We start from the raw sequence: 26,464 nt of genomic DNA, 5'->3' as shown, positions 1-26,464 counted from the left end.
GGCGTTCGCTACGATTGTCCAATCAGGACCTTAGGGTAGCCTTAAGAAGCTTGCCGCCGATTCGCACATTTTCCAGCTGCAGGCCGGACACGTTGTACAGCCAGATCGGCTTTTCCGCATTGACCGGATGGCCGAAATCGCAGTTGCTGATCGTCACGCGGCGCACCGGCAGCACGGGCGGCGCGGGCTGCGGCCCGTTATAGTCGCTGGCGACCGGGCCGAGGATGGCGATGGCCTGGTAGCAGGAGCCTGTGATGCCGCCCTTCGTTACATTGCCGACGCTGACGTTCTCGATATGGACATCGGAGACTTCGGGCGGCCGGATGCGCACGCTGTCGGCGGAAGGCTGGTAGTCGCAGTCGAAGGAGATGACTGCGCCGGCTGCGGTGGCCAGGCCCCTGGTGTCGATCGGGGTGCCGGGCAGCAGGGAGTAATGCGAGGCGCTGAGTTGCACGCCGTTCGGGATACTCACGTTTTTGACGTAGAAGTGGCGCAGGTAGCCGCCGCGGTTCATATTGGTCTTGAGGCGGATGGCGATGTTCAGCGGGTCGGTTTGCCAATGCGTATTCTCGAACACCAGGTCGCGGGCATAGACGTGCTCGATGCCGCCCGCCATTTCGGAGCCGAGCGTGACGGCGCCATGGCCGCTATGCATGGTGCAGCCCTGGATCACGATGTTGCGCGTCGGGCCGTACTGCACGTCGCGGTTCTTGCCGGCCTTGATGGCGATGCAGTCGTCGCCGGAATCGAAGACGCAGTCCTCCACCAGCACATGCTCGCAGGCTTCCGGATCGAAGCCGTCGCTGTTCGGGCCGCGGCTTTCGGCGTGGACTTTGCGGATGACCAGGTTGCGGCAGTTGACCGGATGGTGCTGCCAGAACGGCGTGTTCTGCACATGGTAGCCCTGCAGCAGGACGTTGCTGCAGTTGATGAAATGGATCATCGGCGGCCGCAGGTAGTGGCCTTTGCCGAACACGCGCTGTTCGACAGGCACGCCGGCTTCGGACAGGGCGGGAAGATAGCGCTCGTCGCTGCGCCATTTTTCGTCTTCGCCTTCAATCAGCTTGCGCAGGGCGGCATTCAGGCCGGGAGCGATCTCCGCCAGCGGTTTGTTGAGCGGGTTGGGCACGACCTGCGTCGGCCGGCCTTCCTGGTAGCCGGGGGCGGTGGTTTGCGAGACGGCGTTCACGGTGCGGTTCCTGCCTTTCCAGGACCACCAGCAATCGCCCGCTTCGTTGAAGGCTACGCCGCCCTGGCCGTCCAGTTTCGCGCTCCAGTCTTCGCCGGTCAGCGCGATATTCCTGGCGTTGACGGCGTAGACCATGGGCGAGTAGTTCAGGCAGTCGTTGCTTTGCCAGCGCGAGAGCGTGAGCTTGCCGTTTGCGCCGCAATCGAAGTCGCCGTGGCGGGCGTAGTGTTCGGGGTTTTGCGAGAACAGGATGTGGGCGCCGGCTTGCAGGTGGAGGTGGACGTTGGAGCGCAGCACCAGCGGGCCGGCGCAGTACCAGTGGCCTTTCGGGATCACGACGCGCCCGCCCCCGGCTGCGGCGCAGGCGTCGATGGCGGCCTTGAAGCTGGCGTAGCAATCGTGGGCGTCGTCGGACTGGGTTGGCAGCATTTCCTGGTCGTCGTGGGTGACCCAGGCTTTCACTTGCCTGGTGCCGCAGGGCTGGGCGCCGAAATCGGTGACCGGGAAATCCTCGTTGCGGAAGCTGACGGGCGTGCGCAGCGCGGCGACGATGGCGTCGGCGCGGCGCCAGGCAGCAGTGCGCGCTGCGGGACCGGCATTGGCCGCGGCGGCCAGCGCAGGCAGCCATTGCGGGGCGAGGAGGGCGGCGGCGCCGGCTTGCAGCAGGCCGCGGCGGCGCAATTGTCGTGATGCGGTCAAGGCAGGTCTCCTAGGCAGAGAAGGTTCGGGTAACGCGTCCCAGGTGAACGCGCATGGCTTTGCGGGCGGCTGCCGGATCGTGGCTGGCGATGGCCTGCAGGATGGCGCGGTGGTCGGCCAGGGTTTCCTTGCGCAGCTCTTCGGTCTGGAAGTGCTCCTTGAGTTTGTGCCACAGGCGGCCGCGCTGGTCCCACAGGTGGTTCATCACGCCCACCAGCGCGCTGTTGCCGGTGGCGTTGGCAATCGCCATGTGGAAGTTGCGGTCCGCCTGTTCATTGGTGGCCACATCGTCGTGGTCGCGCTCCATCGCTTGCACGGCGACCAGGATGGCATCGATAGCGCGGTCGGTGGCCACCTGGGCCGCGACGGCGGCAATTTCGGCCTCGATCACGCGCCGCGCCGACAGCACCTCGAACGGTCCCGGCCCGGTTTCCGCCAGGGGTGAATGGCCCGGACGGTCGCATAGATAGACGCCGGAATTGCTGCGCACCTCCACCACCCCGGTCAGCTCCAGTGCGATCAGCCCCTCGCGTAGCGAGGCGCGGCTCACTTCCAGTCTGGTGGAAAGCTCGCGTTCCGACGGCAGGCGATCGCCGCATGCAAATCCTTCGGTGGCGATCATCGCCTGGATCTTCTCCGCCACCTGTTTATATAGCCTGGTCTCCATGCGCCTCATTCTAAAGTGGTCAGGCCAAAACAACAATCTGGACCGACCAAAAGTGGCTTTTTTGCACAAGATTGGAATTTTTGCTTGTGAAATTGGCCTAACCACTTTAGTCTGTGGTTATACCAAAACAGAAAATCGATCAAACCAATTTGATCGCTAATATGGAGGAGACTCATGAATTACGTTCCAGGTCCACAGGCCAAACGCGCCGTGCTGGCGGCAGCTGTGGCAGCGGCCGTCCTGCAGATGGCAAACCAGGCAGCCGCCCAGGCCGCCGCCCCGGCCGCCGCGCCCGCCGAAGGGCAGATGGCGTCGGTGGTGGTGACCGGCTCCCTGATCCGCCGCGTCGCCAATGAGGGCGCCACCCCGCTGGTCACCATCAAGTCCGGCGAGCTCCTGGCGCGCGGCAACACCGAGCTGAAAGACCTGGTGCTGGAAATGCCGCAATCGCTGTCGCTGGGTACCAATAGCGGCGCGGCCGGCCCGGTCATCAACCTGCGCGGCCTGGGTCCGATGCGCACCCTGACGCTGTTGAACGGCCGCCGCCTGGCCAACGAGCCGCTGCAGGACCAGTATGTCTCCGTGAACGTGATGCCGCGCATGGCGCTGGACCGCGTGGAGACCCTGAACGGCGGCGCCGCTTCGATCTACGGCGCCGATGCCATCGGCGGCGTGCAGAACTTCCTGACCAAGCGCGGTTTCGAAGGCGCGACGATCAAGGCTGAGTACGCGCCGACGCAAAAGGGCGGTGCTGATTCGAAGAGCGTCGGCGCCATCCTGGGCACCGGCAACCTGTCGCGCGACGGCTGGAATGCCTACCTGGCGATCGACTACCAGAAGAAGGATGCACTGTTCCAGGGTGACCGTCCGGAGCAGCATGATCCGGCCATCCTGCGCACGCTGGGCCTGGGCATCACGCCCGATGCGCGCAACCCGACGCCATTTGCCAATTTTGGCTTTGCGCGCAACGCCAACTCCAACTACAACCCGACTTTCGCCAGCGGCTGCGTGGCGCCATACGCTACCCCGACCCTGGGCAACAACAGTACTGCGGCAACGCCGGTCTACGCGCCGGGCTGCGCGCGCAATCCGCTGTTCTGGAATGCCGTGACCGACGGCAGCGAAATCATCAACGTCAGCGGCCGCGCGAGCCTGAACCTGTCTGGCGGCCACAAGCTTGACCTGGATGTGCTGCACTCCGAATTCACGGTGCAGAAGTACCGCGGCATGCAGGTGCCGGGCACCACCCAGCCGTTCACTACCTATTCGCTGCCGTCGACCAGCAAATACTATCCAGGCAAAGGGATCACCCCGGCCGTGCAGGTGGTAGGCAGCAATACCGGCGCCAACACGCCGACCATGTTCATCGACCCGGCCAAGACGCCTGGTACGGTCAGCGACCTGAACATGAACAACCGCACCATCTACTTCCAGTGGGGGCCTGCCGAACTTGGCCCCGCATACCGCAACGACAAACAGTCCAACGATCGCATCGTGCTGAGCGCAGAAGGCGAAGTGCTGGGCTGGGACTACCGCGCCGGCCTGAATTACGGCGAATCGAAGCGCGATACCCGTGCCGGCGCCGGCTATATCCTTTACACCAAGGCGCAGGAAGGCTTCAACAATGGCACCCTGAATCCCTTCGGCCTGCAGGACGCGGCCGGCCAGGCTTACCTGGACAGCATCGAGGCGAAAGACTACACCTACCGCCTGAACAAAGCCTACAACCAGAGCGTGGACGTGACGCTGTCCAAGGGCCTGTGGGACCTGCCGGGCGGTGCGCTGACCCTGGCGGTCTCCGGTGAGTTGCGGCGCGACGGCGCGCAGACCTTCAATGCGCCGCTCGACTATGTCCTGAAGAAGGCCGACGGCAGCTACCACATCGACGCCGCCGGCAACGTCGTGCAGTCCGACCTGGTGGGCGAAACGCCGCAAGGCGTGGCCAAGAAGATTCACCGCACCATCGCTTCGCTGCTGATGGAAGCGGAAGCGCCGATCACCGATAAGTTCCTGCTGAATGCAGCGGTACGCGCCGACCGCTACTACGACCTGAAACAGACCACCGTCAATCCCAAGCTGGCTGCACGCTGGCAGCCGTTCCAGCAACTGGTCCTGCGCGGTAACGTGAATACCGGCTTCCGCGCGCCGTCGATCATCGACATCCAGAACCCGACGCCGGAAGTGCGCAACCAGGTCATGGACGATCCGGTCCTGTGCCCGAGCACGCAGCCGCTGGTGGCCGGTACCGGCACGCCAAAATCCGGCTACACCTATGACCAGGTGTGTAACGTCGCCACCAACTACTGGACCAAGTCGCCCAACAATGACTTCCTGAAACCGGAAAAGTCGCGCGGCTTCTCCTTCGGCTTCGCGCTGGAACCGGTGAAAGACCTGTCGATCACCGTCGACTACTGGGGCCTGAAGCTGCGCGACGTGCTGGGCGCGGTTACCATCGCCGAGATCCAGCAGAATCCAGCCAAGTACGACGTGAACTTCGTGCGCAATGCGGACGGCACCATCGACCATATCGTGGCGAGCCAGGCCAACCGCGGCCAGACCCGCATCCGCGGCCTCGACCTGTCGGCCAGCTACCGCTTCCCGAAAACCAGCTTCGGCACCTTCGATGCGAAACTGGACGGCACTTATATGGACAAATATGAGTTCCAGTCAGAGAAAAACGGCGTTTGGCTGAGCAACGTGGGCATCATCACCAACGATGGCCGCTTCGGCGGTTCGGGGCCGAACTCCGGCCTGGCCGGCCTGCCGCAGATCAACCCGCGCTGGAAGCATACCGCTTCGGTTACCTACACCAACGGCGCCTGGGCCAGCACGCTGTCGCAGCGCTACAACTCCAGCGTGACCGACGTCACCCCGCGCGCCGGTTCGACCCTGACCGAAGTGGAGGCCTACAAGCAATACAACCTGAACGTGAACTACACCGGCATCAAGAACACGACCATCAGTTTCGGCGTCAACAACCTGACCGGGGAATGGCCGCCACTGACTTCCAACAGCACCTACAGCGGCGGCTATGTGACGTCGATGGCTGATATGCTGGGGCGTGTGTATCGCTTCTCGGTGGAATACAGGTTCTGACATGCCGCTGCGCTGCCTGCTGCTGGCCTGCGCCTTGCTGCTGTCGGCAGCAGGAGCGTACGCCGGGCCGCCCGCACAGGGCGCAGTCAGATTCGCGCCGGCGGTGGAAGCCGCCGTCGCGAGTTCCGGCCCTTATTTCGTCGAGGCACGCATGCGCGCGGCGCCAGGTGCGGCCGGGCAGGGCTATGTCGTTGTGCGTTACAGCGATGACCGCAACTGGCTTGGCTTTGGCCTCGATGTTGAGCCGGCCGGCAGGATGGCGGTCGTTATCATTGGCATGACCGACGGCCAGCCGAAACTTCTCAAGCAAGTGCGGATCGAGCCTGATGCCGGCGACGCCTTCTACACCATTCGCCTTGATGTCGATGGTACGGCTCTTACAGCCTATCTCAATGGCTCGCGCCTGATCGGGGTCGACGAACCCAACTCGCTGCCGCCGCGCATCGGCATCCTGGACCAGGCCGGCCAGTTTGAAATCGATGGCCTGCGTGCCGGCGATATCGCCCAGGCGCCAACCAGCATCGGCTTGGTCCACCGGCATAAACAGCTGGCCTTGCAAATTGGCGATGCGCAGCAGCGCTTTGCCGTTCGCGCATCCAGCCGCGGCCAAGTGCGAGCTTTACAGTTCGCCGCCAGGTCGAGTGATCCGGCTGTACTGGTAGCCGGTGTGGAAGACGGCCAGCTCGTGCTGCAGCCGCGTGGCGTGGGCAAGGTGGCGGTCACGCTTGCCAGCGCCGAAGATCCGAACGTCGCGGCGACGCTGGCGGTGCGCGTAGGACCGGCCTTCGCCGCCTCGGCACGCCACGGCCAGCGGGCCGCGGGGCGCGTATCGCCAGCAGTGAAGGAGCGCGATGTCCCTGTCGACACCCGCCTGCAACTACGCTTCGACCAGGCGCCGGCCCTCAGCGACAACGGTTCGATCCGCATCGTTCGTGCGAAAGACAATGTGACGGTAGATGTCATTCGCCCCGGCATGGAGCTGGACGAGATTGGTGCCGCGCGGGATGGCGTGAAGCGCGTGGTGCGCTACAAGGCAATCACCGTCGATGCGGCGACGGCGACAATCCGTCCGCACGACGGCAAGCTGGCATATGGCACCGACTATTACGTGCTGGTCGACCGCAATCTTTTTCCAGACGCCATGCTGGGCGGGGCGCAGTTTGAAGGCATCGGCAAGCCAGGCGCCTGGAGCTTCCGCACCCGCGAGCGGGCGCCGCCAGGCACAACGCTGCGGGTGGCATTGGGCGGCAAGTCCGACTTTCGCACCTTGCAGGGCGCCTTGAATCATGCGATGCGGAACTTCGCTCGCGAGAGACCGGTGACGATCCGCCTTGCCAAAGGCCGGCACGAAGGCCTGCTTTACCTGCGTGGGAAGGACAATGTCACGTTGCGCGGCGAGAGCCGGGAAGGCGCCGTCATTGCTGGAGAAAACAGCGACGGCATCAACCCCGGCAGCGGCGCGGGCCAACTGCCGCTGGCCCCCGGTGCCAGCGGCGGCCGCTCGGTGTTCCTGGTTGAAGACGCCGACCTGCTGCGCCTTGAAACGCTGACTCTCGTCAACACGACCTGGCGCAGCAGGACCATCGGCGCGCAGGCCGAAGCGCTCAATTTCAGCAGCGAGGGCCGTCTCATCGCCAATGAGGCCAGCTTCCTCAGCGAGCAGGACACCATCCAGCTCAAGGGCTATGCATGGTTCTACCGCAGCCTTGTTGCGGGCAATGTGGATTTCATCTGGGGCTACAATCGCGCAGCGCTGTTCGAGGAGTCCGAAATCCGCTCTGTCGGCGACAGTGCCAACCCATCCAGCGGCGGCTACCTGGTGCAGGCGCGCACCGTGGCCGAAACCGACCCCGGCTTCGTATTCCTGAATAGCCGCCTGACACATGGCCCTGGCCCTGCGGGCAATGATGTGCCGCAGGGCGCGGCTTTCCTCGCGCGGCCGGGTGTCGTCACTGCCTGGGACAACGTCCGCTACATCAATTGCAGCCTTGGCCCGCACATTAACGCGGCGGGTTGGCACGGCAAGCCGCGCGGAGGCGGTGGTTGGGAGGAGGGCGGAAGCACCGACCCGGCGGGCAAACCACTCGTGCTGTCGCAGCGCGTGGCGGGGCGCATCCTGGCTGCGGCCGACGCTGCCCGTTACGACAGCCGCGCCAAGGTCTTCGCGCAGTACGCCAACGGAAAAGGATGGAATCCCCAGCCATGATCCGCCGCAAGCTCCTGAAAAGCGCAGCCATCGTCGCGTTCGCTGCTCTCTGCAGCGCTGGGCAGGCGCAAGAAGCCGATCCGGTCGAACGCTGGGGCAGCAAGGAGGTCACGCTTGACGGGCCGCGCGACGGCAATCCTTTCCTCGAAGTGGAATTGTCCGCAACTTTCCGCCAGGGCGCGCGCACCTTCTCCGTCGAAGGCTTCTACGATGGCGAAGGCCGGTACAAGCTGCGATTCATGCCCGATACCACCGGCGATTGGGAGTACGAGACCCGCAGCAATCGCGCCCCGCTCAACGGCAAGCGGGGCAAGTTCAAAGTCTTCGCTGCGAAGCCGGGCAACCATGGCCCGGTCCGCGTGAAAGGTGTGCATCACTTCGGCTATGAGGACGGCACGCCGTTCTGGCAGGTCGGCACCACCAGTTATGGCTGGACCCACCAGCCGGAAACCATCGAACGACTGACCTTGGCGACGCTGGCGGCCGGGCCGTTCAACAAGATCCGCATGCTGGTATTTCCGAACCGGGACGTCAGGCAGCAGCCGCCGCGCTTTCCGTTTGAAGGTTCGCCGCCCACGGCCTGGGACTTCACACGCTTCAACCCCGGATTCTTCCGCCATCTCGAGCAGCGTGTGGCAGACCTGCGCGCGCTGGGCGTCGAGGCCGATGTCATCCTGTTCCACCCCTACGATAAAGGCTTCTGGGGCTTCGACCAGATGCCGGCCGAAGTCAATGAACGCTACTTGCGCTATGTGGTGGCGCGCCTGGCCTCCTACCGCAATGTATGGTGGTCGATGGCGAACGAATTCGACTACCTGGGCAAGAAGCAGATGACGGAGTGGGACCGCTACTTCGAGATCGTGCAATCGCGCGACCCATACCAGCACCTGCGCTCGATCCATAACGCCATGGTGCTGTACAACCATACCAAGCCCTGGGTAACGCATGTCAGCGTGCAAAGCGGGGCCATCGCCGAAGACGTCGAACGCGCGGTCCTGTTCCGCGACGTGTATTCGAAGCCGGTGATCTACGACGAAGTGAAATACGAGGGCGATATCGAGCGCCGCTGGGGCCAGTTGTCGGGGCAGGAGATGGTGCTGCGGTTCTGGATGGGGGCGATTGCAGGCACCTATGTCGGCCATAGCGAGATATTCAGGGATCCGGACGATATGTCGTGGCTGGGGAAGGGCGGGACCCTGCGCGGGGAAAGTCCGCCGCGGCTGGCGTTCTTCCGCAAGATACTGTCCGGTAGCCCGGCCGAGGGACTGGAACCGATCGACAAGTGGCAGGGAAATCCGTTTGCCGGCAAACCCGGCCAGTACTACCTGGGCTACTTCGGCCGCCAGGCGCCAGGCGCCTGGCCGTTCGTGCTCGCCAAGCCGGGCCTGGCAGATGGCATGAGGTTCAAAGCCGAGGTGATCGATACCTGGAATATGACTGTCACGCCGGTGGACGGCGTGTTCGAAATCCGCAAGCGCGACAACTACAGCTTTGCCGACAAAGAGGGGCGAAGCATCGCACTGCCCGGCCGTCCCTATATGGCGCTGCGTATCACGAGGCTCCCGCCGCTACCGAAATCGCTCGACGAAAGTTGATAATTAGTTAAAAATGTCGGACATCTTGGTTGGGGGAGATCCGCTTGGAAAGCTCGAAGGGACATAAGATTGCGGCCGGGGCCGGCCTGACGCTGGCAGGGCTATTTGCTTACCTGCTTCTGTGGCCGGTGCCAGCCGAGCCGGTGTCATGGACGCCGCAGCAGGCGCCTGGATACGTTGGCTCCCACGCGCCAAATACCAGGCTGGCCGGCCTGCAGAAAATCGACATCGGCAGCGAGCAAGGTCCCGAACACCTGGCCATGGGACCGGACGGCAAACTGTACGCCGCCGTCTCAGGCGGCAGGATCCTGCGCATGGCGCCCGATGGCAGCGGGCGCGAAGTCTTCGCCAGTACCGGCGGCCGTGTGCTCGGTTTCGACTTCGACGCCGGCGGGCGCCTGGTCGCGGCCGATGCGATGAAAGGCCTGCTGGCCATCGCCGCTGACGGCAAGGTCACCGTGCTGACCACGCAAGTCGCGCAAGGCGACCCGATCCGCTATGCCGATGGCGTGGTGGTGGCGCCCAGCGGCATGATCTATTTTACCGACGCTTCGACCCGCTTCGCGCCGGCCGAATGGGGCGGTACCTTCGAAGCCAGCGTACTCGATATCCTGGAACAGTCATCCACCGGACGCGTGCTGGCTTATGATCCATCGAACGGCTCCACGCGCGTCCTCGCCGGCGGCCTCTCGTTCGCCAACGGTATCGCCTTGTCCGGGGACGGCCGCACGCTGTTTGTCAACGAGACTGGCCGCTACCGCATCTGGAAGATCGATGCGCAGAGCGGCAAGCGCGACATCCTGTTCGACAACCTGCCGGGCTATCCCGATAACCTGATGCGCGGGCGCGACGGCAAGATCTGGGTGGGCCTGGTCAAGCCGCGCAACCCGACTATCGACAAGCTGGCGCAAAAGCCCTTCATGCGCAAGCTCACGCTGCGCCTGCCGCGCGCCCTGTGGCCGGTGCCGAAAGCCTACGGCCATGTGTTCGCCTTCAGTGAAGATGGAAAAGTGCTGGCCGACCTGCAGGACCCATCCGGCGCCTATCCGGAAACCACCGCAGTCCTTGAAACCCGGGACCGGCTCTACATCCAGAGCCTGCACGCCGCCTATATCGGCTGGATGGCGCGCCCCTGACCGGCCGGCGTGCGAACATGGCTTCTCCTGTCGGGCATAACGCAGGCAACTGTGGATTGGCAAATTTGCAAGCACTTAATGTTGCCAATACGCACAATGTGAATCGTGCTCCTGATAGTTGTGTTTATAATTCCTTACGACAATTCGCCTCCTCGCCATGTACCGGAAACCAACTCTCTTGCTGTTGCTGGCCGTGCTGTCCATTGCGCAGGGTGCGCACGCTGAAGGCATGGGGGATGGCGATATCGCCGACCTTACGCTGGAACAGCTCAACGAAATTGTGGTCACCTCGGTGTCGCGGCAGGAGGAAAGGCTGAGCAATGCAGCCGCTTCGCTGTTCGTCATCAGCGCCACGGATATCCGCCGCAGCGGAGCACGCAGCCTGCCGGAAGCGCTGCGCCTGGCGCCGAACCTGGAAGTGTCGCGCGTCGATGCCCGCAATTACGCGATCAGCGCGCGCGGCTTCAACAGCCCCTTCGCCAACAAGCTGCTGGTACTGATCGACGGCCGCAGCGTCTATTCGCCATTCTTCTCCGCCGTGTTCTGGGATGCCCAGTCCGTGGTGATGGAAGATATCGAACGCATTGAGGTGATCAGCGGCCCCGGCTCCACCATCTGGGGCGTAAATGCGGTGAACGGCGTGATCAACGTCATTACGCGCAATGCCAAAGACAGCCAGGGCACGCTGTTGTCGGTGGCGGCGTCAAGCGGCGAGGGCGATGCCAGCCTGCGTTTTGGTGGACGCCTGTCGAACAACGGCTACTACCGCGCCTACGCGCAAGCCATGGCCGCCGAAGACACCGATACCGCGGCCGGCATCAATTCCCTGACCGGCATGCAGCGCCGCCAGGGCGGCTTCCGCGCCGACTGGGGCCTGCAGAATGGCAGCTTCACGCTATCGGGCGACGCTTACCAGGCCAACCTGGGGCAGATCGGCACCCGCGATATTCGCCTGTCCGGCGCCAACCTGCTGGGGCGCTATTTGCGCCAACTGGCCGGCGGCAATGCACTGCGCGTACAACTGGTGCTGGACCACACGGAGCGCAACCAGCCTGGCGCTTACATTGACCGCCTCGATACGGTGGAACTGGAAGGGCAGCACGACGTGCACCTCGGCATCCACAGGCTGTCCTGGGGCGGCGGCTACCGCCATTCGCGCGACGACAACACGCCCGGCCCTGGCTTCGGCTTTTGGCCATACGACCGCAATCTTCATTGGGGCAACCTGTTCGCGCAGGATGAAGTCGCGCTCACCCAAACCCTGCGCGCCACCGGCGGCGTAAAGGTCGAGCACAACACCTACACCGGCTCCGAGTGGCTGCCCACGCTGCGCCTGGCCTGGAGCCCCAACAATACGCATACCGTCTGGAGCGCGCTCTCGCGCACGGTGCGCGCACCGGCCCGCAGCGACCGAGACTTCGTGCTGCCGCCCAAGCCGGTCATGATCGGCGGCGTGCCGCGCTTCAGCATCGGCACCAGCCCCGAATTTGAATCGGAAGTAGCGAATGTGCTGGAACTGGGCTACCGCGCGCAGCCGGCGCAGAACTGGTCGTACTCGGTCACGGCCTGGTACGCCGACTACGACAAGCTGCGCACGCTGGAACCGAACGCCACGGCTGGTCCCTACCGCGGCTTCCTGGAGTTCCGCAACCTGGCCGAAGGTCGCACGCGCGGACTTGAGTTCTGGGCGCGCTGGCAGCCGCTGCTGCGCTGGCGCCTGAATGCCGGCCTGGTGGTGCAGGACATCGACACCAGCCTCAAGCCGGGCAGCAAGGACGCCACCACAGTCGGCCTGGTGATGAATGACCCCCACGCCTACTGGCAGTTGCGTTCTTCCCACGAAATTGGCGAACACATGCAGTTTGACTGGACATTACGTTACAACGGCAGCATGCCGAAACCGTACGTTCCGTCGTATCATGAACTGGATGCGAACCTGGTGTGGAAAGCCAGTCCGAATATAGACGTCGCGCTCGCCGGACAGAACCTGCTGCATGCGCGGCATGGCGAGTGGGGCGGCTACCCCGGCCGCAATGTCTTCGAGCGGCGCGCAGTCCTGAAATTGACGATGCGATACTAACGAAATGCTCAGCGCAACCCCTGGTCTGATTGGCCTGCCTCCTTTGGCGGCAGGCGGTTGGCGCACTCGCCTGCTGGCGCTGGCGACGCTGCTGTTCGCCTTCAGCTGCCTGGCGGTTGGCTCCCAGCAGGGCGGCAGCACGCCGCTGCTAGAGCGCAGCGTCAAGGCCGCTTTCCTGTATAAATTCCTCGGTTACATGGAGTTTCCGACCGCCCCCGGGCCGAGCCTGGTGGTCGGCGTGCTGGGCGCCGATGAGGTGGCGGCGGAACTGGCGCAGATCACCAGCGGCCGCAGCGTCGGCAACCGCAGCATCAGCGTGCGCAAGGTGGGCGAGGGCGATGCCCTGGGCGGATTGAACCTGCTGTTCGTCGGCGGCGATGCCAGCCTGGCCGAAGCGGCATTGCATACGGCCGAGAAGAACGGTACGGTGGTGGTCACCGAACAGCTTAATGGCTTGCAAAACGGGAGTGTCATCAACTTCCGCCTGGTCGACGAGCGCGTGCGCTTCGAAGTATCGCTGCCGGCGGCCGAGCGCTGCAATGTGCGCCTCAGTTCGCGCCTGTTGTCTGTCGCCTACTTCGTGCAGAAAGGCGGGCAGTAATGATCGCCAGGGCGGCAGGATCAGTTCGCATCAAACTGATCCTGACGGCACTGGCCACCACCTTTGTTGCGCTGGTGGTGACCACGGTGTCGATGCTGGTGTACGACCTGCAAAGCTTCCAGCAGGGCTGGGTGGACGACCTGACCACGCAGGCAGAGCTGGTCGCCACGGCCTCGGCGCCCGCGCTGTCCTTCAACGACCCGCGTGCCGCGCGCCAGAACCTGGGGCTGCTGCGCGTGCGGCCGCAGATCGAGGCGGGCGCAATCTATGCCGCCAACGGCGCGCTGTTCGCCTCCTACGTGCACACGCCGTCCGAAATGCCGACGCTGCCGCCCAAGCCCGGCCCGCTCGGCTATGCCATCGAAGGCGGGCATATGGTGGTGACGCACCCGATCGTTGAAGAAGGCGAACGCATCGGCACGGTCTACCTGAGCGCCTCCTACCGCCTGCTGGACCGCGTGCAAAGCTATGCCCTGATCCTGCTGGGCGTGACGCTGGGCAGCCTGGCGTTGGCGGCCGTGGTCGCGCACCGCTTGCAGCAGACCATCACGCGCCCGCTGCTGGCCGTGACCGATGTGGCGCGCGCCGTGATGCTGCGGCGCGACTATTCGCTGCGCGTCAGCGAGCGGGACAGCGGCGAGATCGGCACCCTGATCGATGCCTTCAACGACATGCTGGCGGAGATCTCGCGCCGCTCGAACGCACTGCAGGACGCCAACCGCACCCTGGAACATGAGATGACCGTGCGCCAGGGCGCCGAGCGCGCGCTGCTGCTGGCCGACCGCCGCAAGGACGAATTCTTGGCCACGCTGGCGCACGAGCTGCGCAATCCGCTGGCGCCGATCCGCACCGGCCTCGACATCATGCGCATCAATGCCAGCGATCCGCTGGCTTGCGACCGCGCCCGTTCCATCATGGAGCGCCAGCTGAAGCAGATGGTGCGCCTGGTGGATGACCTGCTGGACGTCTCGCGCATCAATACCGGCAAGCTGACCATCCGCCGCGAGCAGCTGATGCTGCAGGACGTGGTGAACGATGCGCTGGAGCTGGCACGGCCTTTCATCGCCTCGCAGGGCCATACGCTGCACGTGCAGGTACCGGAGCAGGCGGTCTACCTGGTGGGCGATGCAACGCGGCTGGCGCAGGTCATTTCCAACTTGCTGCACAACGCCGCGAAGTACACCGCGCGCGGCGGCAGCATCACACTGGAAGCCGAGGTGCGCGCGGCGCAAGTCGAACTGCGCGTACGCGACAATGGCATCGGCATCGCACCCGCGCTGCTGCAGGATATCTTCGAGATGTTCATCCAGGCCGATTCTTCGCTCGAACGCAGCACGGCCGGGCTGGGCGTCGGCCTGTCGCTGGCGCGCAAGCTGGTGGAGCTGCATGGCGGCAGCGTGCACGCTGACAGCTCCGGCGAAGGGCAGGGCAGTACCTTCAGCGTGACGCTGCCGCTGCTGGCCGAGGCCAGCGCCGCCGCGCCTGTGGTGGAAGCGCTGCCGTCCAATGCGCGCCTGCACCGCATCCTGCTGGCGGACGATAATGTGGACTTCGTCAACGGCATCGGCGGCTTGCTGCGCTCGATGGGCCACCAGGTGCATATCTCGCATGATGGCAAGCAGGCGCTGGCGGCGGCCGAAGCGTTCGCGCCCGAGTTTGCCTTCCTCGATATCGGCTTGCCGGAGTTAAACGGCTACGACCTGGCGCGCTCGTTGAAGCGCTTGCCGGCACTGCGCCATACGGTGCTGGTGGCGGTCACCGGTTGGGGCCAGCAGAAGGACCGCCAGCAGGCGTTCGAAGCCGGCTTCCACCATCACCTGGTGAAGCCGGTCAGTATTGACCAGTTCCAGGAAATCCTGGCGCAAACTGGCCCTTGATATATCCGGAAAGCGCCCGATCTGCTTTAACAGGCAACGTTAATCGAGGAGTAATGCCATGCGAGCGCACACCACACCCGACCCTGAAACACCGCCGCCTGAGCCGGAAAAAGATCCGCCCCCGGACGACCAGCAACGGCCGGGCGAGCCGCCTATCGAGGAACCGCGGCCGAAACCGCCGCCGATGCAGGCTTGACGCCTGGTTCTGGCAGGGGCGGGATCTTGCGAATCTGCTCGTCGGTATCTTGTTCGCCCGGCGTTTTCTCGCCGCTGCCGATGTCGGCTTCCTCAGTGTAATGGCGGCCTTTTTCCGGCTGCGATTTAGCTGGCTGTTCCATCATGGACCCTCCTTGTTGCCGATGCTACCAGCGCCCCGCACCGGCTGTCGCTTGCTTGCTAATAGGAAATAAGTGTTGTGCTCTAAGAATATATTTTGCGCTGTCACGAGCCAGTCACGTTCCGCTATCTATAATGGGTCATCGACACACGCTTTTTCTTCGTCGGAGGCCGCGATGGGCAATTCCCTGCACAACAAGATCTACCTCAAACGCCGTATTGACCTGCACAGCCGCCGTTTCCAGGCGCTGGTCTGTGCAAGTGCGGTGACAGGACTGGCGCTGGTGTGGCTGGCGCTGCGTACGCTCAAGTAAGCTTGCCGCGCCGGGTGCGGGCGCGTACCATGATGGGTTGCAAAGGCACCATCATGGAATACGAGCAATGAAAAACGAAAAACTGAGCACCGACGAATTCAACGCGCTGGAAGAGATTGCCCGCGGCATCAAGGGCAAGCCCAGCGCTTGCGTCGGCCGCAACAGCAAGCGCCTGTCCGGCATCAAGTTCATCAAATTCGAGCGCAGCGGCGCCATCATCCTGACCGATGCCGGCCGCCAGCAGCTGTTCCTGCGCCGCTGCGTGATGGCGCTGCGCGCGCTGGCCGAAGCGCCGGGCGCGGTGGCGGACAAGGACGTGGCCATGTTCCTCGGCAAGAAGTCGCACATCGTGGCGGCCGGGGACGGATTTGCCATCACCGAAAAAGGCCGCGAGTCGCTGGCTGACATCGAAGCGCAGGGCATGTAAGCGCCCATGTCCAGCCACCTGCTCAGCGAAGGCCAGCCCAGCCGCAGCGCGCTGATGGTGGCGCGCCTGCGCGCCGCGCACCAGTTGCTGGACACTCCCGCCATTTTCGACGACCCGCTGGCGCTGCCTGTACTGGGGCCGGAAGACTGCGTGCAAGTGCAGTCGAATGCGCGCTCCTATGACGCTGGCTTCAGCCGCATCCTGCGCGCCGCCATGGCCGTGCGCAGCCGCTTTGCCGAAGACGAACTGGCGCGCGCCGCTGCCGCCGGCGTGCGGCAGTACGTGGTGCTGGGCGCCGGCCTCGATACCTTTGCCTGCCGCCGCCAGCATGACGCGGCGCTGCAGGTATTCGAAGTCGACCATCCCGCCACCCAGGCCTGGAAGCGCGAACTGCTGGCCGCCAGCAGCATCACGGTGCCGGACAGCCTGCGTTTCGTGCCGGTCGATTTCGAACGCGATGCGCTGGCCGATGCGCTGCGCGCTGCCGGCTGCCGCCTCGACCAGCCGGTGTTCTTTTCCTGGCTCGGGGTTACGCTCTACCTGACCGAGCAAGCCATTTTCGACACGCTGCAACTGGTCGCCGGCCTGCCGCCCGGCAGCGGCATTGTCTTCGATTACGGGGTCAAGCCGGAGCTGCTGGATACGATGGAGCGGGCCGGCGTCGAGTATTTTGCACGCCGTTATGCCGAGCAGGGCGAGCCCTGGCTGTCGTTTTTTGATCCTGCCGCACTGTGCGCGCGGCTACGCGCGTTAAATTTTTCCATAGTGCAAGATTTTGGGCGGGATACCCTTGAAACCCGCTATTTTGCAGGGCGAGGCGACAATTTGCGCCTCGGCGGGGGTACCCATTTAATGCTTGCCAGCAACTAAAAAGTTAAACTTTTTGGAATGTTTCTTCTACTAGATGTAGTTTAGTTTCATGCTACCTTCCTGAGCGGTCGTGCCCAATGCGGAATCCGCATTTGCTTATGCTGGTTTCGCATATGGCGCGTCCATTCTCTTAAAAACTCAAAAGGAAGCAGAGAAATGACCATTCTGATTGAAACCACCCACATCCAGATCACCGACTCCACCGAGCCGGAATACCTGATGGACGACATGAGCGGCGCCCTGGCCGACGTCAGTGTCTCCTGCTGCACCTGCTCTTGCTCTTGCTGCTGCTAAACGGTTAAGTCCGGACACCGGCGTCGATGCCTCGCGCACCGTCGCCGGTGCCATGCCTTTTTTCTGAGATTGGTTAAGAGAATGAGTGAGTCCCTGTACATCTCGCCGCTGGCCGAAGTGACCACGCTGGGCGAAGACAAGATTGCCATTTCCGTCGTGGGGCGCCGCTTCACGGTGGAAGACCGGGTCGGCATCCTGAAAAGCATCCTGGCCGACGCCGCGAACGGCGTGACCCTGACGCAACTGCTTGAAGACCGCGCCGAGAGCTTCCCGCCCGAAGCGGTGGAAGCGGCGGTCAACGCCCTGTTCGACGCGCGCGTGCTGCTGAAGCATAACGGCCGCGCCGGCGGCGACGCCACCTTCCATCACCTGCAGCACCGGCGCGAGCAGGACGGCATGTCCGGCCCGGCCCAGCGCCCGCAGTACGACAAGTCGAACTGGGTGCTGGCGCTGGCCGGCACCGGTTCCTGCGCCGATGCGCTGGCCGCGTCGCTGACCGAACTGGGTGTGCCGGTCCATCGCGTGGTGCGCGACGGCCCCTTGCCGGACAAGGGCGAACGCCGCGCGCTGCTGCTGGTGGCGTCCGACTTCGACGATATCGCGCTGTTCCGTGCCATGAATGCCAAGGCGGTTGGCGCCGGCTGGCCGGCGCTGTTTGTCGGCATCGACTGGAATACCGTGCATTGCGGCCCGCTGGTGCTGCCGAAAGCCACCGGCTGCTACGAGTGCTACTTCCACCGCGTGCGCTCGACCCGCAAGTTCGTGGCCGAATTCGATATGCGCAGCCAGTCGGAGAACATCCTGTACCACGCGCTGCCTAGCCGCCTGGCTGTGCAGTTCGGCGTGGCCGAAGCTTCGCGCGTGGCGCTGCAATTCCTGGCCGGCACGCTGGAAGGCTTGCAGCAAAGCGTGTTCAGCGAAATCGACAGCGCAAGCGGCGAGATCGTTCGTTCCCGCGTGCTGCGCCTGCCGCGTTGCCAGGTGTGCGGTACCGCCAGCACGGAGCGCCCGGTGGGCAGCGTCTTCCAGCAGGCGCTGTTGCGCCGTCGGGCCTGAGCCATGGAGCGCTTGTCCGATGCGGGCCAACTGGCCCTGGTACACGACGCCCTGGTGCACCGCCGCCACGGCATCATCACCTCGCTGCTGGAAGAAACCGAGCACCCCGACGCGCGCGGCCTGTTCGTCTTCAATGCGCTGATGGTGGACATCAAGAGCATGATGATCGACCCGGCGCGCGGCAAAGCCAATAACCCCAATTCCGACCGCGCCAGCCTGGCCGGTTCCGGCGCCGCCTTCGACCGTACTTCGGCCCTGTGGGCGGCGTTCGGCGAGGCGGTGGAACGCTATGCCGCGGCTGCGCATTTCGATGACCAGGTGCTGTATGCCTCGCAGGATGCGCTGGGCGAAGCGGCAGTCGGCCCGAGCCAGTTCGTGCTGTTCGCGCCGCAGCAATATGGCGAAGGCTTTGAATTCGCGGCCGACGACACCTCGGTGGTACGGGCCTGGGCGCCGGCCGCCGACCTGATGGATCCGTCGCGCGAAACCTATGTGCCGGCGCAGATGGTCTACCTCGGCATGCAGGTCAAGGACAAGCGCGAGATCGTGATGCAGTCCTCGTCGACCGGCCTGGCGACAGGCATGGACGAGGGCAGGGCGCTGCTGAGCGGGCTGGCGGAAGTGATCGAACGCGATGCCTTCGCCGCCATGTGGCAGATGAAGTATGCGCCGCGCAAGCTGGTGGTAGCGCCATCCACCATGGAACGCCTGCTGCCCGGCGTGCGCCGCCAGCTGGCCCATCCAAGCCTGGACGTCCACCTGTGGGATATCACGACCGACGTCGGCATGCCAGTGGTGCTGTGCCTGGCGCGCAGCCGCAACGACGGCACCATGTCGCTCGGCGCCAGCGCCCACCTGGATGTGGCAACCGCCATCAACAAGGCGGTAGTGGAAGCCTTCCACGGCTACGTATGGGGCAGCTCGATCCTGGCGGCCGGCAGCCCGCTGCCGGAGCAGGCCGCGATCCGCAACCCGGGCGACCACTTCGCCTTCTTCCTGGACCGTTCCCGCCAAGGCGCGATGGACTTCCTGTTCACCAGCGAGGCCACGGTTTCTTCCGACGACCCTTCGCTGCGGCAGCTAAGTGGCATGGGCGACCTGCTGGCGCGCCTGAAAGTCATGGGCCTGCGCGCATTGGCGGTGGACGTGACCTCCGCCGACATCGCCAGCCTGGGCTTCTGCGTGCTGCGCGCCTTCATTCCCGGCCTGCATCCGCTGTTGTTCGGCGACGGCCTGGTGAGCCGCGACGAGCGCCGCCTGCGCGCCATTGCAGCACACTGGGGCTTGCCGGGCGTGCCTGAACCTAACCTCGAACCGCATCCATTCCCATGACCAAGACACTCCAGGAATTGCTGCCGCCGCAGGCCATGGCGGGCCAGTTCGACGTCGATGATCCGGCCGAGATCCTGCACGAGCAGACCAAGTTCCACCGCGCCACCTTGATGGGGCAGGTGAAAAACATCGTGCGCTTCCTGCGCCATCCGGCGTACATCGCGCGCGGCGCGGCCGGCTACAACGCTTATCCATCCTGCCCGGCGATCGAATTGCCGGAGCCGCTGTTGGCGCTGGGCGAACTGGCGCAGGCGCTGCAGCAGCGCAAGAGTGCACGCGCCTTCGCCGGCGCCATGACGCTGCAGGAGCTGTCCAGCCTGCTGCATCATTCGCTGCGCGTGCGGCGCATGGCGAAGAGCGATATTGCGCCGCACGTGAAGCTGGCGTTTCGTTCCTATCCATCGCCGGGCGGCTTGTATCCGACCGAGTTCTATTTCTTCCTCAACGACGTGGAAGGTATCGAGCCTTGCATCGCGCATTACGACGCCCGCAACCATCTGTTGCGCGTGTTGAAGCCGCAACAGGGCGATGCTTTCGGCAGCGCGGAGGTGAAGTCGGGTGAATCCGGCGTCAAGGCGCCGGTGGTATGCGTGATGACCAGCGTGCCGCAGCGCGCCACCGCCAAGTACGGCGCGCGCGGCTACCGCATGTCGCTGCTGGAGGCGGGGCACGCTTCGCAGAACCTGTGCCTGGCCGCGCAAGGCCTGGGGCTTGGCTCCCTGGTCTACGGCGCCTATTACGACGATGAACTGGCGGCCCTGCTGGATATCGACGGCGTGACGGAGACGGTGGCTTCCGTCATGCTGCTCGGGCGCGAAGCACCGCCTGCACCTGCCGCCGGCGAGGACGAATGAACGACGCGCCGGGCTGGCAGGATAGCGAGTTGTGGCTGCGCGACGCGGCAGGTGCCGTGCTGCGCCTGGCTGCGGCGGGCGACAGCGAAGGCGCCGGCCAGGCGCTGGAGCGCCTGTTCGCGTTGCGTGGACGCTTCCATGCCTATCCGATCCTGCAGGACCTACTGGCCGGGCGGCGCGCCTGGCGCGCCTGCGGCAGCGTCTACGTGCTGGGTGACGCCGAGCTGCCGCCTGCGCTGCTGCGCAATTTCGACGAAGCTGTCAGCGCCTGCGCCGCTTTCCTCGGCCTGCCGCAGCCGTGCATCCTGCTGCAATGCGTGCCATCCGAGCGCGATATGCATTTGACGATGGAGAGCTTGCCAGGGCTGGCGCTGGTGCGGCTCTCCACGCAATCTGAAGGATATTCCGACGGCCTGCGCGCGGTTGTATTCCATGAAGTGGCGCATTGCTTCCTGACGTGCGGCGTGCGCCTGCTCGACGAAGGGCTGGCGCAACTGTTTGCCAACCGTTTCGGCGGCGCCACGCCGCTGCCGCAGCGCCCGGAACTGGCGCCACCGCTGCGGAACATGCTGTCGCGCGACGGCGATGCCATGTTCGGCGCTTCCGCCGGCGCGGGCATCGACGCTTATCGCGCCGCCTGCCGCCTTGGCGCCGATTTGCTGGAAGCGGTCGATGCGCGTGGCGGCGCCGCGGCGATTGTCTCGCTGTTCCGTTCCGTTTCGCGTGCGGCATCGGATACCCGGATCGCCGAGCTGGCAGGGCAAGCCAGCGGCATGCCGATCGCCGCGGCGGGTGCGCCAGCCGCAGGGCAGGCGGACGGGGACGGCGCCAGCGCCGCCTATGCAGCCTTGGTCGCGCAGTCGCAGCAAGCCATCTTCACCGCCTGGAGCAGCAAGCGCGCCGAAGACCTGGCGGCCAGCATCGCGCTGCTGGAAGCGGAGCCGGTATTCGCCCAGCCCGCGTTGCTGGACGCCTTGCTGAGCGCCCGCCTGAACCAGGCGCTGCTCCATGTCCATGGCGGAACCAGGCTGCCTCCCGAGCAGGAAGCAGGCATCGATGCCTTGCTCAAAGCAGCGGACATCCTGCCCGCCGGACGCCAGTGGCTGTGGCGCGGCGTACGGGCCATCCTGGCAATCCTGCTGGCGCAACCCAATATCATCAAGGTCGCCACGGCAGGGCAGAATGCCTTGCACGCTTTCGGCAAGGCGCAGGAGTTGATTGCCGGCGACCCGGACCTGCTGATCCACCACGCCTCGCTGCTGCTGCACGCCCCGCCCAATTACGGCGGTGACCGCGACCGCGGCGCCGGCATGCTGCGCGAAGCGATGCAGCACCCGCTGTACCGCGCCCACGCGCGTGAAATGCTGATCGATAACGGCATCGATCCCGGCGACGAAGTGATTGCGATTGCGCCATCTGCACCCGAGGCAGCAGCGGTGCCGGCAGACCCTGTTCGCACCGTGCCGACACCCGATGCAGCGGCCGCCGTCGTTCTCGAAGCACTCGGCATCGGGCTGCGATTGCCATCGGGTTTTGCACTGATGGCGTGCGACCTGACGCTGCGCAAGGGCGAGCGCGTCGCCGTGGTCGGACCCAATGGCAGCGGCAAAACCGTCCTCCTTGAGACCCTGCTCGGCTTGCGGAAACCCGACAGCGGCAAGATCCAGCTGGCGATCGGCGACCCGCGCGAGGCCAAAGTACGGCAGCAATTAGGCGGCCTGCTGCAAAGCGCCGACCTGCCGGGACAGATGCGCGTCAGCGAAATCATGACGATGCACGAAGCGATCTACACCCGCACCGAGCCGGCCGTAACCCGCGCCCTCGGCATGGAAGAGGTGCGCAGCAGGCTTTGGCAGCAGCTGTCGCGCGGCCAGAAGCAGCGTGTCATGCTCTGGCTCGCACTTTCCCACGTACCGGAACTGGCCCTGCTCGACGAGCCCTCGCTCGGACTCGACGAATGGCATGCCCGCGCCCTGCGCGAACTGCTGGCCGGCATGCCGACAACGGTACTGCAGATTTCCCATATTCCCGCCGACCTGGCCGGCATGGACCGCATCCTCTGCATGGAAAAAGGCAGGCTGGTCGACGGCGGCACGCTCGACGAACTGCTGGAACGCAGCGTCGGCCGCTTCAAGGCCCGCATCCTGCAGCCGCTGACCGGCGAGGCGGAACAGGCCCTGCACGGGCTGCCTGCGCTGCTGTGCGCCGATGCAACGCAAGGCGGCTGGCAGCTGCAGGGCGCGGCGGGCTTCGACGCGGGATTCCGCCGCTTCATCGACCAGCACGGAATCGCCAACTTCAGCCTCGAAGCATCGACCATCGAAGACTTCCTGGCCGATCTCACCAAGGGGGAAACCGCATGAAGATCCTGCTGCACCTGGTGCGGGCCGACCTGGCGCTATTCCTGCGCGGCCGCCTGGCCCTGTTCTGGACCTTTGCCTTCCCCTTGCTGATGCTGATGATGCAGATGGCCCTGTTCGGGCAGGAAGCAAAGCTGGGCCCCGTCACTTTGCTGGTACGCGACATGGACCGCAGCACGGAAAGCGCGAGCTATGCCAAGGAACTGGCGCGCGGCCTGCGCCTGCAGAATAGCGTCGAATTCCGCGTTATCGCGCCGGCGCCCGGAGTGAAGGCCGACCTCGAACTTACCATCCCGGAGGGCTTCGCCGAGGCGGTACGCGCCGGCCATAGCACCGAGATGAAGCTCGCCACCACGCTGAGCGCCGGTCCCACGCTGGAGGCCAGCTATGGCATGCTGCGCGGCTTCAGCGATGGCTATAACCTGGCAGGCCTGCAAGACGAACCGCGCGTTGTGCTGCCTGCGCCGCCTGTACCCGCATCGGGCGCACTGGACTACCGCCTGTTCCTGGTCAGCGGGCTGGCGGGCCTGGTCATCCTTTCGACCAGCCTGATGGGCTTCGCCGGCCCGCTGGTCGCGGCGCGCGAGGGCGGCATGTTCCGTCTGTACCAGCTGTTCCCGATGCCGACCGGCGTGGTGGTGCTGGCATGGTGCCTGTCGCGCCTCGTCATCATCGTGCTGGCCAGCGTCGCCATGTTTATCGTGGCCTGGGCCGTGTACGGCGTGAAGCTGGATACCGGCGCGACCGGCATCGCAGCGGCAAGCGGCATGCTGGCCCTGGGCTGCGCCGCCTTCCTCGCATTGGGACTATTGCTGGCGGCGGTCAGCCGCAGCGTGGCAGGTGTCACCATGGTCAGCAACCTGCTGTACTTCCCCCTGCTGTTTTCCGGTAACCTCATGATTCCGCTGGGCGGCCTGCCGCCGATCCTGCGCGACGCGCTCGAATACCTGCCCCTCAATGCAATGATGGCAAGCATCCGCCACGCGCTGACCGGCAGCATGAGCTGGCAGGGCGAGGCCTACAGCATCGTCGTACTGGCCGCCATGATGTGCGCTTGCCTGTTGCTGGCAGTACGCCGCTTCGGCTGGACGCCGCGCGACCTGCATTGAAAGGAGTCATGGATTGAAGAACACGAATATCCTGATGATCGCCGGGGCACTGGCACTGGCCGGCGCCGCGGCCGCCTATGCCATCGGCGTTCGCCAGCCGGCGGTAGCCGGCACGGCAACCGTAAACGTCACCCTGGGCGGTGTCGCAGGGCAGAAGGGTGCGCTGATGGGCGCCATCTGCAACAGGAATTCATTCCTGAAGGCCTGCCAGTACTTTGCGGTGCAGCCGGCCGTTGCCGGCAACGTACTGACGTTCCCCGGCGTGACGCCCGGCAGCTACGCGGTCATGGTCTACCACGACGAAAACCTGAACGGAAGGCTGGACAAGTCAGCCAACGGCATGCCGCAGGAAGGGTGGGGCTTTTCCCGCAATGCGCGCGGCCACTATGGCCCGCCAAGCTTCGACGATGCGCGCATCGACATCAAGGCAGGCGCCAATGACATCGCGCTGGACATGGTGTACTGATGGCGCCCATCGTCGACGTCAGGCAGGTGAGCAAGCATTACCGTCGCGGCGATGAACGTATCGCAGCGCTGGATGGGATTTCCTTCCAGGTGGCGCAACCTTCGGTGGTGGCGATTGCCGGCCCTTCGGGCAGCGGCAAGAGCACCTTGCTTGGCATGCTGGCGCGCTTTGAACAGCCGGACAGCGGCAGTATCCACCTTGACGGCGCCGCGCTGGACGCGTTGCCGGAGCATGAACTGGACGCCTTCCGCAACCGCAAGCTTGGCTTCGTGTTCCAGAATTTCAACCTGGTCGGCACCCTGACCGCGCAGGAAAACGTCGAACTCGCACTGGCTACGTGCGCACTGCCGAAACGCGAACGGCGCCAGGCGGCGAGTGAAGCCCTGGCCATGGTCGGCATGGAGCACCGCCTCGGCCACACTCCGGCGCAATTGTCCGGCGGCCAGCAGCAGCGCGTGGCGATTGCGCGCGCCCTGGTCAATCGCCCCAAGCTGGTGATCGCCGACGAACCCACCGGGAACCTGGACAGCAAGACTGCGCAGCAGATGCTGGAACTGGTCGACCGCCTGCACCGCGACCTTGGCACGACCTTCATCATTGCCACCCACGACCAGCGCGTGATGGATATGGCGGGCCAGGTACTGCGCCTGGAAGACGGCAAGGTGGCCGCATGATGCAATGGCTGGTGCTGGCCCATCGCAACGTGATGCGCAACGGCCGCCGCTCGCTGCTGCTGGGCGGCACCATCGCCATCGGCACCCTGGCCTTGCTGCTGTTTGCCGCCTACATTGCCGCCTCCCTCGACGGCCTGCGGGAGAGCACCATACGCGGCGGGCTTGGACATGCGCAGATCAGCGCCGTGGCGCCTGCGGACGGCTACGTGGAGCAGCAGCTGCAGTACGGGCTGGACGATGCCGAGCGTACCCGCATCGAAGCGCTGCTGGCACCGATGGACGGCGTGCGCCGCATCGCGCCGCGCCTGCAATTCAGCGGGCTGGTTTCGAATGGTCCGCGTACATTGACCTTTGAAGCCCAGGGCGTGGACCCGCTGCGCGAAAGGCAGGCTTTCGGCACTTTCCAGTTGCTGGCGCAGGGCGCGCCACTGCGTGCCGGCGAGGAGGGCCGCTACCAGGTCCTGGTCGGCAGGGAAATGGCGCGGCGCCTCGGCGTGCGTAGCGGCCAGTCCTTGACCCTGATGACAACGACGGTGCATGGCAGTGTGAACGCGATGGATGTCGAAGTCGTCGGCCTGCTCTCCACCGGCATTCCGGAACGCGACCTTTACACGCTGCAGATCCCGATTGAAACCGCGCAGGAGCTGCTGCGTACGAAAAAGATCTCCCACCTGTCCTTGCTGTACCAGGACACGGCAGGCGCCGATGCGCAGTCGGCAGCCATCGCGCAGGCAATCGGCAGCAAGGTACGCCTGCAGCGCTGGCAGGACCTGGCACCGCTTTACCCGCAAGTCATGGCGCTGTTCCGCAACCAGTTCATCGTCTTCGGCGCCATCATCGGCCTGATCGTGTTCCTCGGCGTGGCGGCGATGACGCTGGCCACGATTTACGAGCGCGGCAAGGAAATCGGCACGCTGCGCGCGATGGGCATCCCGCAAGCGATGGTGCGCCGCCTGTTCATGTTCGAAGGCTTGCTGCAGGGCGCATTCGGTGCGCTGGCCGGCGGCGCGGTGGCCTGGCTTGCCACGCTGGCGATCAATGCCGCCGGCATCGAACTGGCACCACCGCCTGGCCGCAACGTCGGTGTGCCGCTGCACCTGTTATGGCTGCACCAGCCGAGCCTGGCGATTGTGGCAGTCCTGCCCCTGCTTGCCATGATTGCAGCCTGGCTGACCAGCAGGCGCATCGGCCGCATGCCCGTAAAGGCCATCCTGACTTCCAATTAG

The 26,464-nt window shown here is 64.9% G+C and carries 22 protein-coding genes; 19 read left to right on the top strand and 3 right to left on the bottom strand.

All coding sequences use genetic code 11. The annotated features are described in order from the left end of the window. Positions 1–22 precede the first annotated feature (22 nt). Together ASD07_RS20790 and ASD07_RS20785 are read right to left on the bottom strand one after the other, a co-directional pair. The gene (locus ASD07_RS20790) at positions 23–1,888 is read right to left on the bottom strand and encodes a glycoside hydrolase family 28 protein (RefSeq protein WP_055934647.1); all 1,866 of its coding nucleotides are present in this window, start codon (positions 1,886–1,888) and stop codon (positions 23–25) included. A gap of 10 nt (positions 1,889–1,898) precedes the next feature. Further along, positions 1,899–2,555, bottom strand: a complete 657-nt coding sequence (locus tag ASD07_RS20785) for a FadR/GntR family transcriptional regulator (RefSeq protein ID WP_229207235.1) — start codon at positions 2,553–2,555, stop codon at positions 1,899–1,901. A 174-nt stretch (positions 2,556–2,729) separates the two neighbouring features. Here ASD07_RS20785 and ASD07_RS20780 point away from each other — a divergent pair, with 174 nt between their 5' ends. From ASD07_RS20780 to ASD07_RS20750, 7 genes are all read left to right on the top strand, one after another. Next, positions 2,730–5,651 carry a TonB-dependent receptor domain-containing protein gene (locus ASD07_RS20780; protein WP_055934643.1) on the top strand — a complete coding sequence of 974 codons (2,922 nt, stop codon included), beginning with the start codon at positions 2,730–2,732 and terminating at the stop codon, positions 5,649–5,651. 1 nt (position 5,652) lies between these two features. Beyond that, positions 5,653–7,857: a pectinesterase family protein gene (locus ASD07_RS20775; protein WP_055934641.1), complete on the top strand. Its 2,205-nt coding sequence runs from the start codon at positions 5,653–5,655 to the stop codon at positions 7,855–7,857. Beyond that, complete coding sequence (locus ASD07_RS20770) at positions 7,839–9,452, top strand: DUF5060 domain-containing protein (protein WP_229207234.1); 1,614 nt, start codon at positions 7,839–7,841, stop codon at positions 9,450–9,452. Before ASD07_RS20775 ends, ASD07_RS20770 begins: the two co-directional genes overlap by 19 nt. A gap of 44 nt (positions 9,453–9,496) precedes the next feature. Beyond that, a complete protein-coding gene (locus ASD07_RS20765) occupies positions 9,497–10,588 on the top strand; it encodes an SMP-30/gluconolactonase/LRE family protein (protein ID WP_229207233.1) in 1,092 nt (363 codons plus the stop codon). A gap of 157 nt (positions 10,589–10,745) precedes the next feature. After that, complete coding sequence (locus tag ASD07_RS20760; RefSeq protein ID WP_082507473.1) at positions 10,746–12,668, top strand: TonB-dependent siderophore receptor; 1,923 nt, start codon at positions 10,746–10,748, stop codon at positions 12,666–12,668. 4 nt (positions 12,669–12,672) lie between these two features. Then, entirely contained in the window at positions 12,673–13,269 is a 597-nt protein-coding gene (locus tag ASD07_RS20755; protein ID WP_055934637.1) for a YfiR family protein, read from the top strand. Next, complete coding sequence (locus ASD07_RS20750; RefSeq protein ID WP_055934635.1) at positions 13,269–15,146, top strand: ATP-binding protein; 1,878 nt, start codon at positions 13,269–13,271, stop codon at positions 15,144–15,146. The genes ASD07_RS20755 and ASD07_RS20750 overlap by 1 nt, the downstream gene beginning before the upstream one ends. A gap of 152 nt (positions 15,147–15,298) precedes the next feature. Here the strand turns inward: ASD07_RS20750 and ASD07_RS20745 are convergent, their stop codons facing one another. After that, positions 15,299–15,487 (bottom strand): hypothetical protein, encoded by a 189-nt coding sequence (locus ASD07_RS20745; protein WP_055934633.1) that lies wholly within the window; start codon positions 15,485–15,487, stop codon positions 15,299–15,301. 171 nt (positions 15,488–15,658) lie between these two features. On the opposite strand from ASD07_RS20745, the gene ASD07_RS31480 reads away from it, so the two are divergent. The 12 genes from ASD07_RS31480 to ASD07_RS20695 all read left to right on the top strand — a co-directional run bounded on the left by ASD07_RS31480 (position 15,659) and on the right by ASD07_RS20695 (position 26,464). Further along, positions 15,659–15,796, top strand: a complete 138-nt coding sequence (locus ASD07_RS31480; protein ID WP_200953835.1) for a hypothetical protein — start codon at positions 15,659–15,661, stop codon at positions 15,794–15,796. A 67-nt stretch (positions 15,797–15,863) separates the two neighbouring features. Continuing rightward, complete coding sequence (locus ASD07_RS20740; RefSeq protein ID WP_055934631.1) at positions 15,864–16,223, top strand: hypothetical protein; 360 nt, start codon at positions 15,864–15,866, stop codon at positions 16,221–16,223. A gap of 6 nt (positions 16,224–16,229) precedes the next feature. Then, positions 16,230–17,093 (top strand): SAM-dependent methyltransferase, encoded by an 864-nt coding sequence (locus tag ASD07_RS20735; protein WP_055934629.1) that lies wholly within the window; start codon positions 16,230–16,232, stop codon positions 17,091–17,093. A gap of 156 nt (positions 17,094–17,249) precedes the next feature. Further along, positions 17,250–17,387: a hypothetical protein gene (locus tag ASD07_RS31040; RefSeq protein WP_154668206.1), complete on the top strand. Its 138-nt coding sequence runs from the start codon at positions 17,250–17,252 to the stop codon at positions 17,385–17,387. Positions 17,388–17,468: 81 nt separating this feature from the next. Beyond that, a complete protein-coding gene (locus tag ASD07_RS20730) occupies positions 17,469–18,443 on the top strand; it encodes a TOMM precursor leader peptide-binding protein (RefSeq protein WP_055934627.1) in 975 nt (324 codons plus the stop codon). A gap of 3 nt (positions 18,444–18,446) precedes the next feature. After that, positions 18,447–19,775, top strand: coding sequence for a YcaO-like family protein (locus ASD07_RS20725; RefSeq protein WP_055934626.1), 1,329 nt, complete (start codon positions 18,447–18,449; stop codon positions 19,773–19,775). Beyond that, complete coding sequence (locus ASD07_RS20720; protein WP_055934624.1) at positions 19,772–20,629, top strand: SagB/ThcOx family dehydrogenase; 858 nt, start codon at positions 19,772–19,774, stop codon at positions 20,627–20,629. The genes ASD07_RS20725 and ASD07_RS20720 overlap by 4 nt, the downstream gene beginning before the upstream one ends. Continuing rightward, positions 20,626–22,992 (top strand): ATP-binding cassette domain-containing protein, encoded by a 2,367-nt coding sequence (locus ASD07_RS20715; protein ID WP_055934622.1) that lies wholly within the window; start codon positions 20,626–20,628, stop codon positions 22,990–22,992. Before ASD07_RS20720 ends, ASD07_RS20715 begins: the two co-directional genes overlap by 4 nt. Further along, entirely contained in the window at positions 22,989–24,098 is a 1,110-nt protein-coding gene (locus tag ASD07_RS20710) for an ABC transporter permease (RefSeq protein ID WP_055934620.1), read from the top strand. Before ASD07_RS20715 ends, ASD07_RS20710 begins: the two co-directional genes overlap by 4 nt. 13 nt (positions 24,099–24,111) lie before the next feature. Further along, a complete protein-coding gene (locus ASD07_RS20705) occupies positions 24,112–24,564 on the top strand; it encodes a DUF2141 domain-containing protein (protein WP_055934618.1) in 453 nt (150 codons plus the stop codon). Continuing rightward, positions 24,564–25,238 (top strand): ABC transporter ATP-binding protein, encoded by a 675-nt coding sequence (locus tag ASD07_RS20700; protein ID WP_055934617.1) that lies wholly within the window; start codon positions 24,564–24,566, stop codon positions 25,236–25,238. Before ASD07_RS20705 ends, ASD07_RS20700 begins: the two co-directional genes overlap by 1 nt. Beyond that, the gene (locus ASD07_RS20695) at positions 25,235–26,464 is read left to right on the top strand and encodes an FtsX-like permease family protein (protein ID WP_055934615.1); all 1,230 of its coding nucleotides are present in this window, start codon (positions 25,235–25,237) and stop codon (positions 26,462–26,464) included. Before ASD07_RS20700 ends, ASD07_RS20695 begins: the two co-directional genes overlap by 4 nt.

It is taken from the genome of Duganella sp. Root336D2 (assembly GCF_001425005.1).
In the GTDB taxonomy this organism is placed as follows: domain Bacteria; phylum Pseudomonadota; class Gammaproteobacteria; order Burkholderiales; family Burkholderiaceae_D; genus Rugamonas.
This window is presented reverse-complemented; position numbering and strand designations above follow the sequence as displayed.

Excerpts from the sequence above, each read along its gene's own strand:
- ASD07_RS20785 (WP_229207235.1), bottom strand. The coding sequence starts at position 2,555 with ATGGAGACCAGGCTATATAAACAGGTGGCGGAGAAGATCCAGGCGATG.
- ASD07_RS20780 (WP_055934643.1), top strand. The coding sequence starts at position 2,730 with ATGAATTACGTTCCAGGTCCACAGGCCAAACGCGCCGTGCTGGCGGCA.
- ASD07_RS20775 (WP_055934641.1), top strand. The coding sequence starts at position 5,653 with ATGCCGCTGCGCTGCCTGCTGCTGGCCTGCGCCTTGCTGCTGTCGGCA.
- ASD07_RS20770 (WP_229207234.1), top strand. The coding sequence starts at position 7,839 with ATGGAATCCCCAGCCATGATCCGCCGCAAGCTCCTGAAAAGCGCAGCC.
- ASD07_RS20760 (WP_082507473.1), top strand. The coding sequence starts at position 10,746 with ATGTACCGGAAACCAACTCTCTTGCTGTTGCTGGCCGTGCTGTCCATT.
- ASD07_RS20755 (WP_055934637.1), top strand. The coding sequence starts at position 12,673 with ATGCTCAGCGCAACCCCTGGTCTGATTGGCCTGCCTCCTTTGGCGGCA.
- ASD07_RS20750 (WP_055934635.1), top strand. The coding sequence starts at position 13,269 with ATGATCGCCAGGGCGGCAGGATCAGTTCGCATCAAACTGATCCTGACG.
- ASD07_RS20745 (WP_055934633.1), bottom strand. The coding sequence starts at position 15,487 with ATGATGGAACAGCCAGCTAAATCGCAGCCGGAAAAAGGCCGCCATTAC.
- ASD07_RS31480 (WP_200953835.1), top strand. The coding sequence starts at position 15,659 with ATGGGCAATTCCCTGCACAACAAGATCTACCTCAAACGCCGTATTGAC.
- ASD07_RS20740 (WP_055934631.1), top strand. The coding sequence starts at position 15,864 with ATGAAAAACGAAAAACTGAGCACCGACGAATTCAACGCGCTGGAAGAG.
- ASD07_RS20735 (WP_055934629.1), top strand. The coding sequence starts at position 16,230 with ATGTCCAGCCACCTGCTCAGCGAAGGCCAGCCCAGCCGCAGCGCGCTG.
- ASD07_RS31040 (WP_154668206.1), top strand. The coding sequence starts at position 17,250 with ATGACCATTCTGATTGAAACCACCCACATCCAGATCACCGACTCCACC.
- ASD07_RS20730 (WP_055934627.1), top strand. The coding sequence starts at position 17,469 with ATGAGTGAGTCCCTGTACATCTCGCCGCTGGCCGAAGTGACCACGCTG.
- ASD07_RS20725 (WP_055934626.1), top strand. The coding sequence starts at position 18,447 with ATGGAGCGCTTGTCCGATGCGGGCCAACTGGCCCTGGTACACGACGCC.
- ASD07_RS20720 (WP_055934624.1), top strand. The coding sequence starts at position 19,772 with ATGACCAAGACACTCCAGGAATTGCTGCCGCCGCAGGCCATGGCGGGC.
- ASD07_RS20715 (WP_055934622.1), top strand. The coding sequence starts at position 20,626 with ATGAACGACGCGCCGGGCTGGCAGGATAGCGAGTTGTGGCTGCGCGAC.
- ASD07_RS20710 (WP_055934620.1), top strand. The coding sequence starts at position 22,989 with ATGAAGATCCTGCTGCACCTGGTGCGGGCCGACCTGGCGCTATTCCTG.
- ASD07_RS20700 (WP_055934617.1), top strand. The coding sequence starts at position 24,564 with ATGGCGCCCATCGTCGACGTCAGGCAGGTGAGCAAGCATTACCGTCGC.
- ASD07_RS20695 (WP_055934615.1), top strand. The coding sequence starts at position 25,235 with ATGATGCAATGGCTGGTGCTGGCCCATCGCAACGTGATGCGCAACGGC.